Genomic DNA, 18,317 nt, shown 5'->3' with positions numbered 1-18,317 from the left:
CAGCAATTGGCAGCAACCGCAAAAGCCTCTCGCGCCGCAATTCAAGTGAAAGTGACAAACGGTGATCAATTTAAGTTGCAACCGTTTGATGTATTGCAACCGAACCTCTACACTGCGTCGTGATGATCTTTGGTTGAAACAATCCGTATCATTGATTTGAACGTTTCCTGCAGGTGGCGAGAGGATGCAGGTGCAAATACGGATACCATTGAGCATCTTTGTTGAGGGAGACACTAACAGATGGTTATTTCTGCGGATGGCGTGACCATTGGAATACGGGGAGAAATTTCATGTGGTCACGAGCCATCAAGCTTGCCGCAGCGGTCTGCGTCGGCACCGCCTGCCTGACCGGAGCGGCACCATCAACAATCAGCTATGCGCACGCTGCCAAGGGTAATGCCGCGCCCGATGCCGCCACGACGCGCCAGGCAATCATTCAGATACTGAACACCAAAGACCGTTTGCCGTTGCCGATCCAGCGGGTTCGCAAGACGCTGACCAAGCACTATGTCGAAAACAATGGCGAAATATTCTGGGTCGGCACCAGCCGCATGACGCCGTTTGTGCAACGGCTTGAGTTTGCCGACGATGATGGCCTGAAGCGCGCAGATTATCCGGTCGATTACCTGGTCGGACTTCGCGATCAGATAGACCCGTCAAACCCGCTGGCCGGCGCTTATGCTGAAATAGCCTATTCGGCGTTCTTTCTGGGATATGCCAGCGACCTTGCTACAGGTCGTGTCATTCTGTCCAAAATTGATCGGGACCACTTTCAGAAGCCGCGCAAACTGGACCTTCTGGCCTTGCTCGAAGGCCTGGGCTCGGCGCGTAATCCGTCGCAATATCTGAAGACTATCGAACCGCAGAATGCCCATTACCGGGCGCTCAAGTCGTTGCTGCGCGAGTATCGCACCATCGCCGGCCAGGGCGGGTGGGGCACAGTTGCCCGCGGCGAGGCCCTGAAACCGGGCATGAGCGATCCGCGCGTGATGCAGCTTCGCGCCCGCCTGGAAAAAACCGGTGATGTTTTGCCGCGCCAGGTCCAGGATCCGCTGCTCTATTCGCCTGACCTGGTGCTGGCGACCGAACAGTTCCAGAAACGCAACGGCCTCGACGCCGATGGCATTATCGGGCCCGGATCGCTGTCCATGCTCAATGTCACGGCCGAGGAGCGGATGCGCCAGATCGTCATCAACATGGAACGCTGGCGTCATATGCCGCGGGACATGGGCGATCGCCATCTGATGGTCAATATCGCCGCGTTTGAACTCTACACCTACGAAGACGGAACCCAGATTGAAGCCCGTCCGGTGATGGTCGGCAAGAACCGCCATCAGACGCCGATCTTCTCCGACGAACTTGAGTATGTCGATATCAATCCGACCTGGACAGTGCCGTACTCGATTGCGACCAAGGAGATGTTGCCGAAGCTCAAGGCCAATCCGGGTTATCTCGGCAGCAATTTTGAACTCCTGTCAGGCGGTCGTTCCATCCCCTTCACATCGGTGAATTTCAACAACTATTCGCGTGGTGATTTTCCCTTTACCATCCGGCAGAAACCCGGTGCTAAAAATGCACTTGGCATCATCAAGTTCATGCTGCCGAACCGCCATGCAATTTATCTGCACGATACACCGTCGAAGGCCTTGTTTGGCAGAACCCAGCGTGCCTTCAGCCATGGTTGCATCCGGGTATACAAGCCGCTTGAGTTTGGTGTCTCGGTCCTGAGAAATGAGCCCGGCTGGAATTTGCAGAAACTGCAACGGGTCGTTGAAACCCGCAAGACAACCCGCGTCCGGCTCAAACAGAAGGTGCCGGTCCATATTGTCTATGCAACGGCCTGGCGGGGTGAAGGCGGGTCCGTGGAGTTTCGCAAGGACATCTATTCCCGTGACAAAAAGCTCTACAACGCACTGTTCGGCAAACCCTCATCATAGGCGTCAAGCAAAAGGCCCGCCGAAACGGCGGGCCTTGTAAATTGCGGTACGGGTTCAATCGACCCGAGCCTGAAACAGGGGTAACCGATCACTCGGTGCTTGTCGAAGCCTCGTTTATCCTTGCCGCCTGCAGGTCAAGAGGTACCGCAAGATACTTCTCCAGGCCTGTCAGCTTGGCTTGCGCAGGAGCAGTCGCCTCGGCAGGAGCAGCCGCCTGGGTAGGAGCAGCCGTCTGGGTAGGAGCAGCCGTCTGGGTAGGAGTAGTCCGCTCGATGTCGGCAGTGGTGCGCGGTTTCGACGGCAGGATGCGGTCATAATACCGTTTCGCGCCGGTCGTGGCCGCAGGCTTGCTGTAGCTGGCGGCTGTAGCGACCTTCGGGGTTGCGGGCTTTTGCTGACTGACCGCGGTGCTGGTTGTCTGAACCGGTTTGCTGCTGTCGCTGCCGGGCCAAGTCAGTGCGCCGGCAAGAGAGGCGCTTGCCAGCCTGGCCTGGCGCTCAATCTGATAACCCAGTTCCGGGCCATACAGGCCCAGGGTAACCCCACTGGAAATACAGGTGATCCCGACAAAGGTGGCAATAGCCATTTTGGCCAGGATACTGGTCGGTTTGTGCGTGCCTGCCGGTTTCCTCATGCGCTGCGCTCTGATAGCTGCAACGGAGAAGTTCATATTGCCGGGGCGGCGATTGTATGCTGCACGGCTGTTTTGCTCTTCGGCTTGATCACCCAACAGACTCTCCTCCATCGCAGGGATACTGGCGGAAAGATCTTCCCGCGGTGCGGCTTCACTTCTGCCATGCGGTTGCGTGAACAGGCGCGGTGTCCGCAAATCCCGCCTTTCCCGTTTTCTAGGCGGTTCAAACTTTGACTTTACCTGTGGCTTGACCTGGGGCTTGCCGTCGATACGCCTGATGATCGGGCCGTCGTCATACGGGTCTGCAGTCTGAGCGTCCTGGCGAGGAGGTTCGATACGAAACGCAAACGACATATCCTCGCTGCGGGGGCGAAGTTGTTCATTCTCGTGTTTGGCGCGCACCGTGTTCTGCGCATTGTCGTGCGCATCTTCACTGGCAGCATCATTGCCGACGAGGGGGTGCTCGGCGCTGACTGACATAATGAGAGTTTCCCTTGATCGAATAAGAGAGCCGTCCCTCAGCCTGCACTTTAGGGCCGATAACGACCGCAATATGATAGGTATAAGGCAATTTTGTGCAGGCAGATCATCAGCTTGCGACGTTTCTGGCATACGGCAGGTGAGCAACTGGCGCTTGTGTGCAGGTGCGAAAGCGCTATGTATCAGGTCTGTTGGCTGACCGGGCCACAGTTCAGAAATCCGACAACCATGAGGCAATCAGCGTGCAAAGCATCGTCGAACCATTCACCCAAAGAGCAGCCGCCCGAAACGGCCTGATCGTGTATCCTGAAGGCACAGATGTCCGTATTGTCCAGGCCGCCGTAAAATTGCAGAAATCCGGGCTTTCCAGGGCTGTATTGCTCGGCAAGCCAAGTGCCGTAGCGGCAGTTTTCGACAACCTGAAATTGTCCTCTGAAGGTATCGATATACTCGACATAGAAACCTCGCCGGAACTGCCCGGACTGCAACAGAAACTGTTGCAGAAAAAGCCGGACATGGATCCTGAAAAGGCGGCCTCAATGGTTCGGGACCCACTCTACTTCGGCGGGGCCATGGTGGCTTCCGGCCAGGCTGATGCGATGATAGCAGGTGCCGCAAATGCGACAGGAAAAGTGATCTCGGCATCGCTGCGCACCGTTGGCCTCACTCCGGGTACCAGGCGTTTATCCAGTTATTTCCTCATGTCGGTGCCGAATCACCGGGGTGGCGGGCGCAAGGACTTCCTGTTTGCAGATTGTGCGGTGAACATCGACCCACCCGCCGAAGACCTGGCAGAGATAGCCATGGCAACAGGCAGGACGGCAGCCAAGCTGCTGAGCGAGCCGGCAAAAATTGCTTTGCTGTCGTTTTCCACCAAGGGCAGTGCGGCCCACGACAGTGTCACCAAGGTGACAGACGCACTTGCCATCGCGCGTGAGCAGGCACCCGACCTCGCCATTGAAGGTGAATTGCAGGTGGACGCAGCCCTGGTTCCGTCAGTTGCCGAGCGCAAGGTCACTGGCGGCGCCGGTGTGGCAGGTGATGCCAACGTGCTGGTGTTTCCGGATCTGAATTCAGGCAATATCGGCTACAAGCTGGTTCAGTACATGGGCAATGCAGATGCCATCGGGCCGTTTTTCCAGGGTTTTGACAAACCGGTGTGCGATCTGTCGCGTGGCTGCTCGGTTGATGACGTCGTATCGGCGGCAGTGATCCTGATGGCCACGGCCTGACCCTCACGGACAAGCTCTATATCAGTGATTTCAGCAGGCCCAGCACGGCCAGGAATGCCAGCAGGCTGATTGCCATGCGCCGGAAATTTTCCGGCGCCGCCAACACGAATTTGCGGCCACCCAGCCATACCCCGGCACCCAGTAACGGAATGCACAGCGCAGCTGCAATGAATGTATCGGTGGAAATGACGCCGGCATATCCCAGGATCGGCAGAGCCACGATATCGATGGCGCACAGGTAGAAAATCATGGTGGCGCGAAACACGCTTGCCAGCAGGTTCTGCGCAGTGAGGAAGAGGGCTACGGGCAACCCGCCAATTGCCGCGGCATTGGCCAGGCCCGACACAACACCAACTCCCACCGTGCCGGCGGTGCCGACTTTCCGGCGCAGGCTCCAGCCGCTCAGCAATGCCGCACACATGATCAATATCCAGATGGAAATGATCAGGCGAAGCAGATCCGTGTCCAGCGAACTCAGCAGGGCAATCGATACCGGCATGCCGATTGTTGCACCGGCCAGCAGCCAGCCGAGCAGCGGCCTGTTGACGTCCTTCAATACCGCCGGTGCCTGGCCCGCCGTTGCCGCGATTTCCAGCAACATGACCACCGGCACGAAATTGAGCGGGTTGGTGACCAGCGCAGAGGCCGACACGACAAGCGCCGAAAAACCAAATCCCGAATAGCCGCGAATATAGGCCGCGCCGAGCACGACCAGGGCCATCCAGGCAAGTGGCCATCCGGCAAGATCAAACGGAATCGGCATCGGCTATCCTTTCAGCATGCGCCTCACATGGTGCGCGATAGCCAGTTCTTCGTTGGCCTTGATGATCCAGACCGGGCAGGTTGCATCCGGCGGAGAGATTTCCATCTCGCCGGCCACATTACGCTGGTTTTCAACGGCCACATCCAGCCAGTTCAGATGATTGACAATGCCAGCGCGCACCGGCGCCGCATTTTCCCCGACACCGGCGGTGAACACCAGCCCGTCTATGCCGCCAAGCGCGGTGATCAGCGAGCCTGCATGGCGCGCCGCCCAATAGCAGTAGTAATCGACCGCAGCCTGTGCGCGCGGGTCTTCACTTGCCAGGAGTTCGCGCATGTCACCTGAAATGCCGGACAGGCCAAGCAAACCGCTCTGCCGGTACAGCAGGTCTTCAAGCTGTTTCAGGTCCATGCCCTCATCGCGCATCAGGGCGATCAGGACACCCGGATCCAGTGCGCCGGACCGTGTCGACATGACGAGGCCGTCCGCCGTGGAGTAGCCCATGGTGGTCGCTACCCCTGTGCCGTCCTTTACAGCAACCATGCTGGCACCGGAACCGAGATGCGCGATCAGCAGGCGTTTCGGCAGTGGTTTGCCGGTGAGATCGGGCAGGGCAGTCACGACATGCTCATAGTTGAGGCCATGAAAGCCATAACGATGATACCCCTTTTCGTGAAACTTGCGGGGCAAGGGAAGACGTACGTCCGTGTCGGGTTGGTCGGCATGAAAAGCAGTGTCGAAGCACGCGACCTGCGGCAGCTCCGGTGCCAGTTGCCGCATCCGGCGCAGCGCGGAGATGCCAAACGGCAGGTGTAACGGCGCCTTGGAGCGCAGTTCATCCAGGTTGGCCAGCACGAGGTCGTCGACAATTACCGGGCCTGTATAAATGTCGCCGCCGTGTACGATGCGATGCCCGCTGCCGGCAAGGGTTTCGGGCCCATTGTGGTTGTCGCGCAGCCAGCCCAGAACAGCAGCCAGCGCCTTGGCGTGGCCCGCATCGCGGGGCAGGTCAGGGACTGCACCTGAATGCGCTGTCCCGCCTGGCCATTTGGCGGCAAAGACAGGTGTGCTGCCAAGGCCGTCGACTTGTCCGTGCAGTATTTCATCCAGTTCACGCCCTGAAAATATTGCGAATTTCAGCGACGACGAGCCGGCATTGAGCACCAGAATGTTTTTCATTTTTTTGGAATCGGTAGTCGCTGGTCACTCCAGCGAACTGCCCCTTTGAATGTTCAAGGTTGTGTAGCCCATTTATCAATCACCGGTCGCAAGCACAATTCAGGCCGCACCAGCATCGTTGCAGCGACTGAAGCCTTGTCGGCACTTGCAAATTCTATCCCGGGATGCCCGGCAAACGGCAACATGTTTTCGGTCAACTTTTGAAGGTCATCCATGGCACACTCCATACTGGGTGGACGAAGACCTCGATCGAAAATAACTCGTTCATTGCAGCCCTCGGACAATCTCATCGTCTCAGCCATACGCCGGGATGCCAAGCAAATCGCGAACCTTCGGAATCTGGTCAATCGCCCAGCGTACCTGCTGCAGGTCGTGACCGGTCATCTGGGACGGGTCCATGCTGTTGCCAAGTTTCAGGCCGGCCTCTATGTCTCGAAGTTGCTGACGCAGTATTGCAGACAGCAGTATCTTGTGAGCTTCGATTAGATCGTCGATGACATGGGCTGCCTCGATACCGGCCGCGCGCACCGCTTCCAGGCGTCCTGGCGTGGAAGGCTCGGAAACACCATGGCGCAAGGCCATTACCCGTGCGGCTGAAAACAGCGGCATCAGTCCGGCCCGTTTCAAATCCACCCGCCCATCCTCAAGCTTCCACTTGCCGAACCAGCCCACAGGCGACGTAAACTCTCCGGCCCTCAGCTGCATGGCGTTCAGGAAGCCGTGCGCCTTTTGTGCACCGTGCAACGCATCCATGCTCAATGTGTCCAGGAGCGCATCGTCACCGTGCACAGCTTTGGCATCAAAGAAAATGTCGGCACTGAGTATGTCCTCAGGCCGCGATTTCGACAGCCATTGCGATACCACGTCGCGCCAGTGACCGGCGTCCATGCGCCAATCACTGTTGGATGCCATTATGCCGCCCTTGCAGTGGCTGACACCGGCATCGTTGAGCGTATCGGCCACAACGGCTCCCAGTTCGGCAAACCACAGATCGGCATCGCCGCCGGGATCGCCCTTGCCAAATACAATGGCATTGTCCTGGTCCATTGCCAGCAGGCTTTCTCCACGCCCGCCGGAACCCAGCACGAACATCGTATAAGGTTGCGGCGGCGGACCCTTGCCCCGCATTTGCATGGCCGCTTCACCCAGCTCGCATGCGCGTTGTGTCAGAGAGCGCAGTTCCCGCGATATCACTGCCGCGATATCGCGCGGATCAACGTCTTCCGACACCAGCGCGCGCACCACTGTTGTCAGGCGTGCCCAGACCTTGCCGAGCTCTTCGGTACTGCTTGCGGTATCGATGTCATTGCCTAGCGCAACTGCCGTGTCGGCGCGCTGCTTGAGCAGGTCGCGGGCGCTTAGCGCACCGACCAGTTTACCGTCCGTCCCGGTTACGCCGAGATGGCGAAATCCGCGACGGGCCATGATCGAGATGGCCCGGTAGATGAATTCGTCTGCGGCGACGGTGACCAGAGGAAAAGCTGCAAATCTGCTGACCGGCATATCCAGTGCTTTTGTGCCGGTTGCCTCGATGGCGCGCAACATGTCGCGCTCGGTCAGAATACCGGGCTGTCCGGCGCCGGTGCCCGGATTGACAAAAACCGAGCTGACCTCTTTGCGCAACGCCAGTGCCAGTGCCTCCGACATTTTTGTGGCGCCGGAGACGCTCAGGGGCGGGGAGTGCATGATGTCACCGGTACGATGGCGGTATGGAAAGCTGTCAATGCGGGCATAGTCTGTGACGTTCAAAGGTGAGGTTCGCCCCGGGTCCACTACATCATGCCATCCCGCGCGTGCTTCGCCGTGATAGCGTGAAGCGCGCTCCAGGCAGGAGCGCTCGGCTTGCGCCAGGGTGGTTATGCCGCGCTGTTTCAGTTTCGGCACAAGCGCCTGGAACACGCCAAGTGCCACCATGGCATCTCCCAGTGCGCGGTGTCGGTCTTCTACCGGCACGCCCAGCCAGGCTGCGGCAGTGTCGAGGGATTGTTCCGGCAGGTCTTCCGCCACCAGTTCAACAAGGTGCCGCACATCCAGGCTCCTGGGCGCGTTCCAGCGCAGGCCGTGACGCAGATGTTCCGCTTTCAGGATGGCAAGATCAAAACCGATCGAGTAACCGATCATGACGGCGTTTCCCGTCCACTGTGAAAACCGCGGAATCACATTTGCAATATCATCTGCGTCTGCCACGTCTGCATCGGTGATGCTGTGTATGGCGGTTGATGAAGCCGGGATCGCAATGCCGGGATTGACCAGCATCTGAAACGCGGCAGCAGGATCGGCAAGCCCATCGGTAACGCGTATCGCGGCAATCTCGACAACCCGGTCGGATCCGGTGTCCAGGCCGGTCGTTTCAGTATCCATCACCACGGCCGGTATCAGGGCCAGCGGCAGGGCGGAAAGGCCGGTTCTTTCAACCATGAAACTCAAGGTTTCATCCTTCCGGCCGGGGATTGTTTGCGCTGACCTCGCGCGCGATCGCGTCTGCATCCAGGCGCCTGGCAAGCTGCTCGCGGATATCCACCCATGCAAATTTCAGGGAGTTTTCAACGATCTCTGCGTCGAATTTCTTGTGCCTGTCCGCAATGGGAGCCCACTTCAAAAGTGCTGCCGGAGACCGGGTGAAGTTTTCCGGCAGCAAGGCCCCGAAGTTCCAGTCGGTTCCCTGCAGCCGGCGGTCAAATTCCGCAATTACCTGGTCCCGGTCAAAATCTTCAGTCGCCTCTTCCTGGTTTTTCTGTAGTCCCGACACATAGATTTGGTGCGCAAGGCCAGCCTTGACCTCGTCCGGCGCCGAAGAGTCCGAAAGCGCATGCGCCACGGCATGAATGGTCAGGTCGGACAGGCTGGCTGCGAACACCTGCATCGACGCGGTGGCGATTGAGGTCCTGAACACCTCGTCTTCAAACATTGACGGCCAGCGTGTGCCGATACGCTCTTTCAGGTAGCCGTAGAGTTTTTTCTGGGAGACAAAAGCAGCCCGGCCCGCAACGAATTTCTCGAGTCCGTCGATATTGTCGAGTGAAAGCGAATCGCTCCGGAACGCCATGCTGGAGCCGATCAATCGGGACAATGCTGATATTTTATCCAACAGTGCGTTGCTCAATTTCCCCGGATCCTTCGCAGAATTTAGCCGGTTTGCGGCGAAAACTCGACCCCATACGGAACATTACCGTGTGTTAAACCTTTGTTTACGTTGTCACGACCTCAAATAAATGCGCTAATTTGCAGCGTACGCGATAAATCAACGCGAACTGGTGAGGGGTCACATACAGTTCAGGCGATTTTACGCCGCCGCCCCAATCCAAACAACACTTAGCGATCAGGTTTCGATTCTTGATTGTTTCGATCAAGGATCATCCTGGTCCAGGAGGAAGCAATTATGTCTGACGAAAACGCACAAGGCGCGCAGCGACACTGGGAGAAGACGCGAACGCTCACCATTATCGTTTTGGTGGTCTGGGTTGTCTTTGCCTTCATAGTGCCGTGGAACGCCAAGGCCCTGAACGGGATGTCGTTCATGGGCTTTCCGCTTGGATATTATTTCTGCGTGCAAGGTTCATTGGCGATTTTTGTGGCCCTGATCTGGATCCAAAACTGGAGACAGGACCAAATCGACGATGAACTCGGCGTCGAAGAATAGGGGAGAGGAACAATGCAAGGTAAATTCACTGACAACCTTGGCAAAGTGTATGGAGTGTACACGCTGGGGTTTCTCGGATTCTTCGCCCTTATGGCAATTTTTGAACAGCTTGGAGCAAGTGCCCGTCTCATCGGCGTTATGTTCTTGTTGTTCACCATCGCCATTTACGCACTGATTGGCTGGCTGTCACGTACCACGCAAGTGGAGGAATATTATGTGGCGGGCAGGGAAGTGCCGGCTTTGTACAATGGCATGGCGACAGCAGCGGACTGGATGTCCGGTGCCTCGTTCGTGGCGCTGGCAGGCGGCATTTACTTTGGCGGGTATCCTTACCTGGGCTTCGTTGTCGGCTGGACCGGCGGCTATGTTCTGGTGAACTCGCTGATGGCGCCTTACCTGCGCAAGTTTGGCTGTTATACGGTGCCGGACTTCATCGGAACGCGCTATGGTGGCAACACGGCCCGCTTTTGTGCGGTCGTTATCCTCGTGGTGGCCTCGTTCACGTACGTGACAGCGCAGATCAACGCGACCGGTACCATTGCCTCTCGCGCCCTCGGCATTCCGTTCGAGGTCGGTGTTTGGTTTGGAATAGCCGGCATTCTGGTGTGTTCGATGCTGGGTGGCATGCGCGGTGTGACCTGGACCCAGGTGGCACAGTACATCGTGCTGATCATTGCCTATCTGGTGCCGGTGATCTGGATGTCCAACGTGCAGGGCTTTGGCCTGATTCCGCATTTCGGCTACGGAGACGCCGTTCAGCGTATTGCCGAACTGGAAACCACGCTGGGTGTCGGCACGGCTCCAACCGAGTCGTTTGCCGGTCTGAAGGCACTTACCACGCTGCACAACTCGCCGCAGGGCGGTTATGACTCGTGGCGGTTCTTCACGCTGGCTCTGTGCATGATGGCCGGTACGGCATCGCTGCCGCACATCCTGATGCGCTATTTCACGACACCGTCGGTGCGTGCGGCCCGCAGGTCGGTAGGGTGGTCATTGCTGTTCATCTTCCTGCTCTACTTCACAGCACCGGCCCTGGCCACGCTGACCAAGTTGCAGCTTCTTGACCCGCAACTCGCGACCAGCATCATCGGCAAGTCCATTGCAGATGTGAACAACATCGAGTGGATCAAGAACTGGGATGCCGTCGGCATGCTCAAGGTTACTGACGGCAATGGTGATGGTATTCTGCAGATCAACGAGTTCTTCATGCGAAGCGGCATCGTTGTTCTGGCGACACCAGAAATCGCCGGCCTGCCTTATGTGATCTCCGGCCTGGTTGCTGCAGGCGGCATGGCGGCTGCCATGTCCACTGCGGATGGCCTGCTGCTGGCGATCGCCAATGCCCTGTCACACGATCTGTACTACAAGATCATCGATCCCAAGGCAGACACCAAAAAGCGTCTGATGGCGGCTCGGATCCTGCTGGTGTTTATCGGTGTTGCGGGTGCTTTGGTGGCATCACTGAAGCTGACCGGGATTCTCGGTGCAGTTGCCTGGGCATTCTGTTTTGCCTGTTCCGGGCTGTTCTTCCCGCTGGTACTCGGGGTGTGGTGGAAACGGGCAAACCGGCAAGGTGCCATTGCCGGCATGGTGCTCGGTTTCCTGTCAGGTACGCTGTATCTGATCTACATCCAGAACGGTGGTGGCCAGATTGCCGGCCTTGATGGCCTGCGCTTCGGCATCATCGGCATGCCGGTCAGCCTGATTTCCATGGTTGTCGTGTCACTGATGACACCGGAACCAAGCAAGGAGATACAGGACATGGTGGATCAGACCCGGCTGCCGGGAGGCAAGACCGTTCTCGAGCGCGTCCAATAGCGCTTCGACTGCAACAATGAGAGGCGGGGCTGTCAAAGCCCCGCCTTTTTCAGGTTTCTTGAAAGGGCAGTTGGTGCTTCATGGAGAACAATCCACTGGATAGCTTTTCGGTCTGGATCGTGGTCATTGACTACGCACTTGGCGTTGTCATGTGGACGCTGATCGGCCGCGCCGCCATGAACATCTTTCTTGCCGAGGACTCCGACTTTTTTTTCATGAAGGTGTTTGTGAAATCCACGGACCCGATCATCAGGTTCTTCGCACCTGTCACACCGGGTTTCCTGATCAAGCCGCTGGTGCCGCTGTTCGTGGCATGGTTCTTCTACATGGTCCGGTTTTACCTGATGCCGTGGCTGCTCGGCTATTCGGTCATGGGCATGCTGTCATTTCCTCTGGAAGGTGAGGTGGCGCGAATGCTCTACACGGTGTTCACAAAGAGTTCCGGCCCGTAAGCGCACCCATCGCATACATATGAAAACAGCCCGCGTTCCGTGAAGAACGCAGGCTGCCGATAACAGGTTTAGATGCCGTTACAGTATTAGGGGTCACACCCGGGACTGTTGCGGACGCATGTCCTTGGGATCAATACCTGCAACAGAAACAGGTTTCTTCATGGCGTCGCGGCGGAACGGTTCGCCCAGTTCCTGGTTCAGGACACATTCGATGAAGGTTGTTTCACCGCGCTTCATCTGGCCTTCAATCGCATCTTCCAGTGCCGCAGACAGCTGGTCCATGCTGGTCACCTGGACACCCTTGAGGCCACAGCCTTCGGCAATCTTGGCATATTCAACACCCAGGTTCAGCTCGGTGCCGACAAAGTTGTCATCGAACCACAGGGTCGTGTTGCGCTTTTCAGCACCCCACTGGTAGTTGCGGAAGATCACCATGGTGATTGGCGGCCAGTCGTTGCGGCCGCAGGCTGTCATCTCGTTCATGGAGATGCCGAATGCACCGTCACCGGCAAAGCCGACGACCGGGGTGTCCGGACAGCCGATCTTGGCGCCCAGAATGGCCGGGAAACCATACCCGCAAGGACCGAACAGTCCTGGAGCCAGGTATTTGCGGCCCTTCTCAAAGGTCGGGTAGGCGTTGCCGATGGCGCAGTTGTTGCCGATGTCGGAAGAAATGATGGCTTCCTTCGGCAGTACCTTCTGAATGGCACGCCATGCCATGCGCGGGCTCATCCGCTCAGGCTCACGACCGCGGGCACGTTCGTTCCAGTTGGTGCCCGGATCATCGTCTTCATGGTCCATGGAGGACAATTGCTGCAGCCAGGCCGACTTGCTCTGATGGACCAGGGCTTCACGGTCTTCACGTCCGGCATTGCCGGCCGTCGGGGCCAGGCGGTCCAGCAACTGCTCAGCAACTGCCTTGGCATCACCCTGGATGGCAACGGTGACCTTCTTGGTCAGGCCGATACGGTCCGAGTTGATGTCGACCTGAATGATCTTGGCATCCTTTGGCCAGTAGTCGATGCCGTAGCCCGGCAGTGTCGAGAACGGGTTGAGGCGGGTACCCAGCGCCAGGACCACGTCTGCCTTGGCAATCAGTTCCATGGCGGCCTTGGAGCCGTTGTAGCCGAGCGGACCGACCGACAGCTTGTGCGAGCCGGGGAAAGCGTCATTGTGCTGGTAGCCGCAGCAAACCGGTGCCGACAGTTTTTCAGCCAGTGCAGCAGAAGCCGGGATGGCGCCGCCGATAACAACGCCTGCGCCGTTCAGGATGACAGGGAACTTGGCTTCCGACAGAAGCTTGGCTGCATCATCGATTGCCTGGTTGCCGCCGCTTGGCAGTTCAAGGCGAACGATCTGCGGCAGGTCAATGTCGATAACCTGCGTCCAGTAATCGCGAGGAATGTTGATCTGTGCGGGACCGCAAAGACGGAATGCCTGTTCAATCACGCGATTGAGTACTTCCACCATGCGTGACGGGTCGCGAACTTCTTCCTGATAGCAGACCATGTCTTCAAACAGTTTCATCTGTTCGATTTCCTGGAAGCCACCCTGGCCGATGGTCTTGTTGGCAGCCTGCGGGGTCACCAGCAACAAAGGCGTATGGTTCCAGTAAGCGGTTTTGACAGGAGTAACGAAGTTGGTGATGCCAGGGCCGTTCTGGGCAATCATCATTGACATCTTGCCGGTGGCGCGCGTGTAACCGTCCGCGCTCATGCCGGCATTACACTCATGTGCGCAATCCCAGAAATTAATGCCCGCCTTGGGAAACAGGTCGGAAATCGCCATCATGGCTGAACCGATAATACCGAACGCGTGTTCGATGCCGTGCATCTGCAGGACTTTTACAAATGCTTCTTCTGTTGTCATCTTCATTGGAAACTACCTCTCCTGTGCTGCCGGGATACCGCGCGCGCTATCACGGGCAATCAATCAACCCGTGGAGGGTGTTCTAGTGTGGGTTTGTGGTGCCAGCCAGTGCCAGATTCACCAAAGGTAATGGACAGATGCCAAAATTTGAGATATTTAGTCTCAATAATTAACCAATTTCACTGTCCAGAGTGTCTTTCAGCTTTTCACTGCCTCGAATCCATGTGTCATCACGGGCTAGGAAGTCTCTCAGCATCTTGCCGGGTTCAGGTTTGAAACGGTCTTCAGCGACTTCAAACTGGCCGATCCTGTCGAGCCGGAAAGTACGAAAATCATCGCGAAGCTCGCACCAGCCGGCCATCAGCCAGACCGGGCCGAAATAGGCCAGCGACAGCGGACGGACCTGCCTGTTCGTAGGATCACCGCGTGCATCCTCGTATCCAATCGTCACCTTGCGGTTCTCCCGCAGCGCGTTTCGCAACTCTCCCAGTTCAAATTTGAGCGGTGCCATATAGTGTTCGGACGGGGCCAGCAGGGCCGTATTGGTCATGTAGGCCCGCAACGCATCGGGCAACACAGCTTCGACTTTGGCAATCACATCGGTGGCAGCGTCTGCCAGCTCCTTGTCGGCCCAGGACTGCACAATACGCGCGCCCAGCACCAGCGCTTCAATTTCGGTTTCCTTGAACATTAGTGGTGGCAGGTCATATCCGGCGCGCAGCACATAGCCGATCCCGGCTTCGCCCTCGATCGGCACCCCGGATGTCATTAGATCCTGGATGTCGCGATAGATGGTGCGTTCCGAAACCTCGAAGTTTTCGGCCAGGTCACGCGCACGCGTCAGCGGTTGACGGCGCATGAACTGGATGATTTCGAACAGTCTGTCGGCACGGCGCATGGAACCTGGCGTCTCCTTGTTATCGATTGCTGACACCTAGCATAAGCCTACTGACATCATGCTGTCAGGAGTGCCCGCCACATGCTGACAATATGCTGTCAGCAGGGGTGGTTCATGGTGGTTTCCAGATAACAGAAGGAGAAACGAAAATGACCACCACCACTCATACAAATCGTACCGACGCTGCAACCGGCACAAAGCGGCGTCACTGGATTGTTGAAGTTCTGAGCGCAGTTGCCAGGCTGGTGCGCCACCGCCGAGAAGCCGCGCAATTGCTGGAGATGGATGATCACGAGCTCGCCGATATCGGCCTGTCCCGCTCGGACGTGATCCACGCACTCAATGGATCGATGTTGCATGATCCGACCCGTGAGCTGTCGCGGCTTGCCGGTCCCAGGCAGTAGAAAGTGCCGGTACCGCGCGTCCGGTTTACCAGACCGGCATGTCCTGTGCCTGTACCCCGGCAGCCATCAATCCGATCGTTTTCAGCGTAGCAGAGCAACACGGGGTAGCTTGACCCTGTGTTGCTTTTCGCGTTCTCAGGCTCATCCGGCTCAATCACATACAGGTGAACGGCATGTGATCATGTGCACATTCTGCGGGTGTTCATGCGGCTAGTTTGCATTTCAACGATGGCCGGGACAGCCGGTCACAAAACAAGAAGAAGGAAAAAGAAGTCATGATCAACAAGACCAACCTGATGGCAGCCGCGATTGTAACCGCTGCCGCATTTGCCGCCGTACCATCGGCCAACGCATCCGTTGTCGGCGGCATGTCATCCGCAGCCGCTGCTGTTGCCACAACTTCTGCCGCACCTGCGGCAAAGACCGGCATTGTTCTGGTCGGCGGCAAGCATCGTCATGGTCGCCGCTGGCGTCATGGATGGGGCTGGGGCCACGGCTACGGCTGGGGTCACGGCTACGGTTTCCGCAATTGCCATTGGCTGAAGCGGAAAGCCCGTCGCACCGGTCGCCGCTACTGGTGGAACCGTTACTACAACTGCCGCGACAGGTTCTTCTACTAAGAGCAGAAGAGAGCAATCTCTGAAAACGAAGAAGGCAGCCGGAGTAATCCGCGCTGCCTTCGACGTTTTCTCAAACCATGTGCGGCGTCTCAGGCTATATGCGAACTGCTTCTTCCGGCGCTGTGAACTTGTAGCCCAGGTCATCGGCAACCGCCTTGTAGGTCACATGGCCCGCGTGCACATTAAGCCCGGCCATCAGGTGCTTGTTTTCGGTCAGCGCCTTGCGCCATCCGCGATTCGCAATCTGCAGGATGAATGGCAGCGTCGCGTTGTTGAGCGCGTAGGTTGATGTTTTCGGCACGCCGCCCGGCATATTGGCCACGCAATAGTGAATGACATCGTCGACCACATAGACCGGGTTGTCATGGGTGGTGGCCTTGGACGTTTCCGCACTGCCGCCCTGGTCGATGGCCACATCCACGATGACCGAACCCGCCTTCATTGTCTTCAGGATGTCGCGCGTAATCAGTTTTGGTGCGGCAGCACCTGGAATCAGCACGCCGCTGACAACCAGGTCGGCTTCGGCGCAGTGCCGTTCAATAGCATCCTTGGTCGAATAAACCGTATTGAGCGGGCGGTCGAACTGCGCCCACAGCGAGCGAAGGACATCCACGTTTCTGTCGATCACCCATACGTCCGCCCCCATGCCGAGCGCGATATGTGCTGCATGGCGCCCGACCATGCCGCCGCCGATGATCACCACCTTGGCCGGGTCGACACCGGGTACGCCGCCCAGCAGGAGCCCGTGTCCGCCGTGCGCCTTTTCCAGATAGTAGGCGCCGGCCTGAATGGACAGCCTGCCTGCTACTTCCGACATCGGTGCCAGCAAGGGCAGGCCGCCGGTCGGGCTGGTCACGGTTTCATAGGCGATGCAGGTGGCTTTGGATTTGACCAGGTCCTTGGTCTGGGCTGGATCGGGCGCCAGGTGAAGATAGGTGAACAGGATTTGGCCTTCCCGCAACATTTTGCGCTCGCTGGCCTGTGGCTCCTTGACCTTCACGATCATGTCCGCCTTGGCGAATATTTCTGCTGCGGTCTTGACGACCTTGGCGCCTGCCTTGCGGTAGGACGTATCATCCATGCCGATGCCGACACCGCAGCCGGTCTCAACCATCACCTTGTGGCCGGCGTCGACCACTTCGCGAACCGACGTCGGTGTCATACCGACACGGAATTCCTTGTTCTTGATCTCTTTTGGTACACCGACCAGCATCGCCGTTTCCTCCTGATATCGCATTGTCTGGCTTGTTTTCCGGCCCGAGGATACATCTCTTGTGGTCGAATTTATTATCAAATATTCTGTGTTTAACAAATTTTGTCGGATAAAATTTCAATGAATGGGGAATTTTCAGAATGAGTATCGCTGACCTGGACAAGGCAGATCGTCGGTTGTTGCGAGAGCTCCAGGCCAACAGCTCGCTTTCTGTGGTTGAATTGGCCGATCTGGTCAATCTGTCTGCGTCCTCATGCCACCGCCGTATAAAGCTTCTGGAACAGCGCGGCATGATCAGTGGCTATGGCGCCCAGCTGGGCCGTGAAGAGCTCGGCCTGAGTATCGAATTCTTCGTCGAGATTTCCCTGGTTGCGCAAACCGAGGAAAATCTCGAAGCCTTTGAAAATGCGGTTCGCCGGCTGCCCGACATTCTCGAATGTCATCTCATGGGCGGTCAGTATGACTACCTGTTGCGCATCGCAGTCTCCAGTGCGGCTGACTATGAACGCATCCATCGCCGGGCCATAACCCGGTTGCCGGGCGTGGCGCGTATCCAGTCATCACTTGCGCTCAGGACCGTCAAACCATGGGCCGGCCTGCCGGTCTGACTGCCGGATCGTTTTTATACGTCTTTTTTATGCAACATTTGATCTCGGTCATCTTCTTGACATGCGGTACTGCCTATTCTTGGAGTTCGACGGCCGGGGGGCAACTTGAGTTTTCATCAACCATCAGGAGGCCCTAATGAAACAGAAAACCACCACATCGTCTGCCCCGCAAGCTGCCATTGATGCAGCCGGTGAGCTACCGCGAACGGCCATGGATTTTGCCGGCCGCTACAGCGCGGATGCGATCAAGACCCTGAGCAGCTGCCAGGGCAAATATGCCGCGTTCATGAAGCAGCGCCTGTCGGAAGATTTTGCCATGCCGCAACGCCTGTCCGGCTGCAAGACACCCATGGAAATCATGGACGTGTGGGCCGACTTTTATTCCACGGCGATGAACAATTACATGGACCATGCCCGCAACATGGCTGAGACCGGCACCGAGGCAGTTGAAGAATTCGTTCGCGAAGTGGAAGTGGAAGCCGAGGAGATGGCGGAAACCACCAGCAAGGTGCTCAAGGCGGCCAACGCAAACGACGATGACACCAAGGCGGCGTGATTGAGCAACTGCCG

At 57.5% G+C, this 18,317-nt stretch carries 17 protein-coding genes; 9 read left to right on the top strand and 8 right to left on the bottom strand.

All coding sequences use genetic code 11. From position 1 onward, the window contains the following. Window positions 1–290 precede the first annotated feature (290 nt). Window positions 291–1,937 carry a L,D-transpeptidase family protein gene (locus DHN55_RS13365; protein ID WP_108881992.1) on the top strand — a complete coding sequence of 549 codons (1,647 nt, stop codon included), beginning with the start codon at window positions 291–293 and terminating at the stop codon, window positions 1,935–1,937. An 88-nt stretch (window positions 1,938–2,025) separates the two neighbouring features. Here the strand turns inward: DHN55_RS13365 and DHN55_RS13360 are convergent, their stop codons facing one another. After that, window positions 2,026–3,051, bottom strand: coding sequence for a hypothetical protein (locus tag DHN55_RS13360; protein ID WP_108881991.1), 1,026 nt, complete (start codon window positions 3,049–3,051; stop codon window positions 2,026–2,028). Between the two features lie 242 nt (window positions 3,052–3,293). Between DHN55_RS13360 and pta the strand changes: the two genes are divergently transcribed. Beyond that, window positions 3,294–4,283: a phosphate acetyltransferase gene (gene pta / locus DHN55_RS13355; RefSeq protein ID WP_337660279.1), complete on the top strand. Its 990-nt coding sequence runs from the start codon at window positions 3,294–3,296 to the stop codon at window positions 4,281–4,283. 16 nt (window positions 4,284–4,299) lie between these two features. Here the strand turns inward: pta and DHN55_RS13350 are convergent, their stop codons facing one another. From DHN55_RS13350 to DHN55_RS13335, 4 genes are all read right to left on the bottom strand, one after another. Continuing rightward, the gene (locus tag DHN55_RS13350) at window positions 4,300–5,046 is read right to left on the bottom strand and encodes a TSUP family transporter (protein ID WP_108881990.1); all 747 of its coding nucleotides are present in this window, start codon (window positions 5,044–5,046) and stop codon (window positions 4,300–4,302) included. A gap of 3 nt (window positions 5,047–5,049) precedes the next feature. Next, entirely contained in the window at window positions 5,050–6,225 is a 1,176-nt protein-coding gene (locus tag DHN55_RS13345; protein ID WP_108881989.1) for an acetate/propionate family kinase, read from the bottom strand. A gap of 294 nt (window positions 6,226–6,519) precedes the next feature. Continuing rightward, window positions 6,520–8,643, bottom strand: coding sequence for a DUF294 nucleotidyltransferase-like domain-containing protein (locus DHN55_RS13340; protein ID WP_337660278.1), 2,124 nt, complete (start codon window positions 8,641–8,643; stop codon window positions 6,520–6,522). A gap of 13 nt (window positions 8,644–8,656) precedes the next feature. Next, a complete protein-coding gene (locus tag DHN55_RS13335) occupies window positions 8,657–9,313 on the bottom strand; it encodes a hypothetical protein (RefSeq protein WP_337660277.1) in 657 nt (218 codons plus the stop codon). 291 nt (window positions 9,314–9,604) lie between these two features. On the opposite strand from DHN55_RS13335, the gene DHN55_RS13330 reads away from it, so the two are divergent. The 3 genes from DHN55_RS13330 (at window position 9,605) to DHN55_RS13320 (ending at window position 12,135) form a co-directional block, all read left to right on the top strand. Beyond that, window positions 9,605–9,865 (top strand): sodium/substrate symporter small subunit, encoded by a 261-nt coding sequence (locus DHN55_RS13330; protein WP_108881986.1) that lies wholly within the window; start codon window positions 9,605–9,607, stop codon window positions 9,863–9,865. 12 nt (window positions 9,866–9,877) lie between these two features. Next, a complete protein-coding gene (locus tag DHN55_RS13325; RefSeq protein ID WP_108881985.1) occupies window positions 9,878–11,683 on the top strand; it encodes a VC_2705 family sodium/solute symporter in 1,806 nt (601 codons plus the stop codon). 80 nt (window positions 11,684–11,763) lie between these two features. Beyond that, the gene (locus tag DHN55_RS13320; RefSeq protein WP_108881984.1) at window positions 11,764–12,135 is read left to right on the top strand and encodes a hypothetical protein; all 372 of its coding nucleotides are present in this window, start codon (window positions 11,764–11,766) and stop codon (window positions 12,133–12,135) included. Between the two features lie 93 nt (window positions 12,136–12,228). Here the strand turns inward: DHN55_RS13320 and xsc are convergent, their stop codons facing one another. Both xsc and DHN55_RS13310 read right to left on the bottom strand, forming a co-directional pair. Next, entirely contained in the window at window positions 12,229–14,010 is a 1,782-nt protein-coding gene (xsc, locus tag DHN55_RS13315) for a sulfoacetaldehyde acetyltransferase (RefSeq protein WP_108881983.1), read from the bottom strand. A gap of 163 nt (window positions 14,011–14,173) precedes the next feature. Further along, window positions 14,174–14,902 (bottom strand): WYL domain-containing protein, encoded by a 729-nt coding sequence (locus DHN55_RS13310; protein WP_108881982.1) that lies wholly within the window; start codon window positions 14,900–14,902, stop codon window positions 14,174–14,176. Between the two features lie 149 nt (window positions 14,903–15,051). Here DHN55_RS13310 and DHN55_RS13305 point away from each other — a divergent pair, with 149 nt between their 5' ends. After that, on the top strand, window positions 15,052–15,306 hold the full coding sequence (locus tag DHN55_RS13305) for a DUF1127 domain-containing protein (RefSeq protein WP_108882503.1): 255 nt from the start codon (window positions 15,052–15,054) through the stop codon (window positions 15,304–15,306). 275 nt (window positions 15,307–15,581) lie between these two features. Continuing rightward, entirely contained in the window at window positions 15,582–15,926 is a 345-nt protein-coding gene (locus tag DHN55_RS13300; protein ID WP_337660276.1) for a hypothetical protein, read from the top strand. Between the two features lie 94 nt (window positions 15,927–16,020). Here DHN55_RS13300 and ald read toward each other — a convergent pair whose 3' ends face one another. Continuing rightward, window positions 16,021–17,139 (bottom strand): alanine dehydrogenase, encoded by a 1,119-nt coding sequence (gene ald, locus DHN55_RS13295; protein ID WP_108882502.1) that lies wholly within the window; start codon window positions 17,137–17,139, stop codon window positions 16,021–16,023. A 140-nt stretch (window positions 17,140–17,279) separates the two neighbouring features. Between ald and DHN55_RS13290 the strand changes: the two genes are divergently transcribed. Then, window positions 17,280–17,747 (top strand): Lrp/AsnC ligand binding domain-containing protein, encoded by a 468-nt coding sequence (locus tag DHN55_RS13290; protein WP_108881981.1) that lies wholly within the window; start codon window positions 17,280–17,282, stop codon window positions 17,745–17,747. Window positions 17,748–17,883: 136 nt separating this feature from the next. Then, window positions 17,884–18,303, top strand: coding sequence for a phasin family protein (locus tag DHN55_RS13285; RefSeq protein ID WP_108881980.1), 420 nt, complete (start codon window positions 17,884–17,886; stop codon window positions 18,301–18,303). Window positions 18,304–18,317: the final 14 nt, after the last annotated feature.

Origin of the sequence: Anderseniella sp. Alg231-50, assembly GCF_900149695.1 — a bacterium.
Taxonomy (GTDB): domain Bacteria; phylum Pseudomonadota; class Alphaproteobacteria; order Rhizobiales; family Aestuariivirgaceae; genus Anderseniella.
This window is presented reverse-complemented; position numbering and strand designations above follow the sequence as displayed.

Coding starts and splice junctions, on each gene's coding strand:
- DHN55_RS13360 (WP_108881991.1), bottom strand. CDS start 3,051: ATGTCAGTCAGCGCCGAGCACCCCCTCGTCGGCAATGATGCTGCCAGT.
- DHN55_RS13365 (WP_108881992.1), top strand. CDS start 291: ATGTGGTCACGAGCCATCAAGCTTGCCGCAGCGGTCTGCGTCGGCACC.
- DHN55_RS13285 (WP_108881980.1), top strand. CDS start 17,884: ATGAAACAGAAAACCACCACATCGTCTGCCCCGCAAGCTGCCATTGAT.
- DHN55_RS13320 (WP_108881984.1), top strand. CDS start 11,764: ATGGAGAACAATCCACTGGATAGCTTTTCGGTCTGGATCGTGGTCATT.
- DHN55_RS13310 (WP_108881982.1), bottom strand. CDS start 14,902: ATGCGCCGTGCCGACAGACTGTTCGAAATCATCCAGTTCATGCGCCGT.
- DHN55_RS13290 (WP_108881981.1), top strand. CDS start 17,280: ATGAGTATCGCTGACCTGGACAAGGCAGATCGTCGGTTGTTGCGAGAG.
- ald (WP_108882502.1), bottom strand. CDS start 17,139: ATGCTGGTCGGTGTACCAAAAGAGATCAAGAACAAGGAATTCCGTGTC.
- xsc (WP_108881983.1), bottom strand. CDS start 14,010: ATGAAGATGACAACAGAAGAAGCATTTGTAAAAGTCCTGCAGATGCAC.
- DHN55_RS13350 (WP_108881990.1), bottom strand. CDS start 5,046: ATGCCGATTCCGTTTGATCTTGCCGGATGGCCACTTGCCTGGATGGCC.
- DHN55_RS13305 (WP_108882503.1), top strand. CDS start 15,052: ATGACCACCACCACTCATACAAATCGTACCGACGCTGCAACCGGCACA.
- DHN55_RS13325 (WP_108881985.1), top strand. CDS start 9,878: ATGCAAGGTAAATTCACTGACAACCTTGGCAAAGTGTATGGAGTGTAC.
- DHN55_RS13345 (WP_108881989.1), bottom strand. CDS start 6,225: ATGAAAAACATTCTGGTGCTCAATGCCGGCTCGTCGTCGCTGAAATTC.
- DHN55_RS13340 (WP_337660278.1), bottom strand. CDS start 8,643: ATGGTTGAAAGAACCGGCCTTTCCGCCCTGCCGCTGGCCCTGATACCG.
- DHN55_RS13330 (WP_108881986.1), top strand. CDS start 9,605: ATGTCTGACGAAAACGCACAAGGCGCGCAGCGACACTGGGAGAAGACG.
- DHN55_RS13300 (WP_337660276.1), top strand. CDS start 15,582: ATGATCAACAAGACCAACCTGATGGCAGCCGCGATTGTAACCGCTGCC.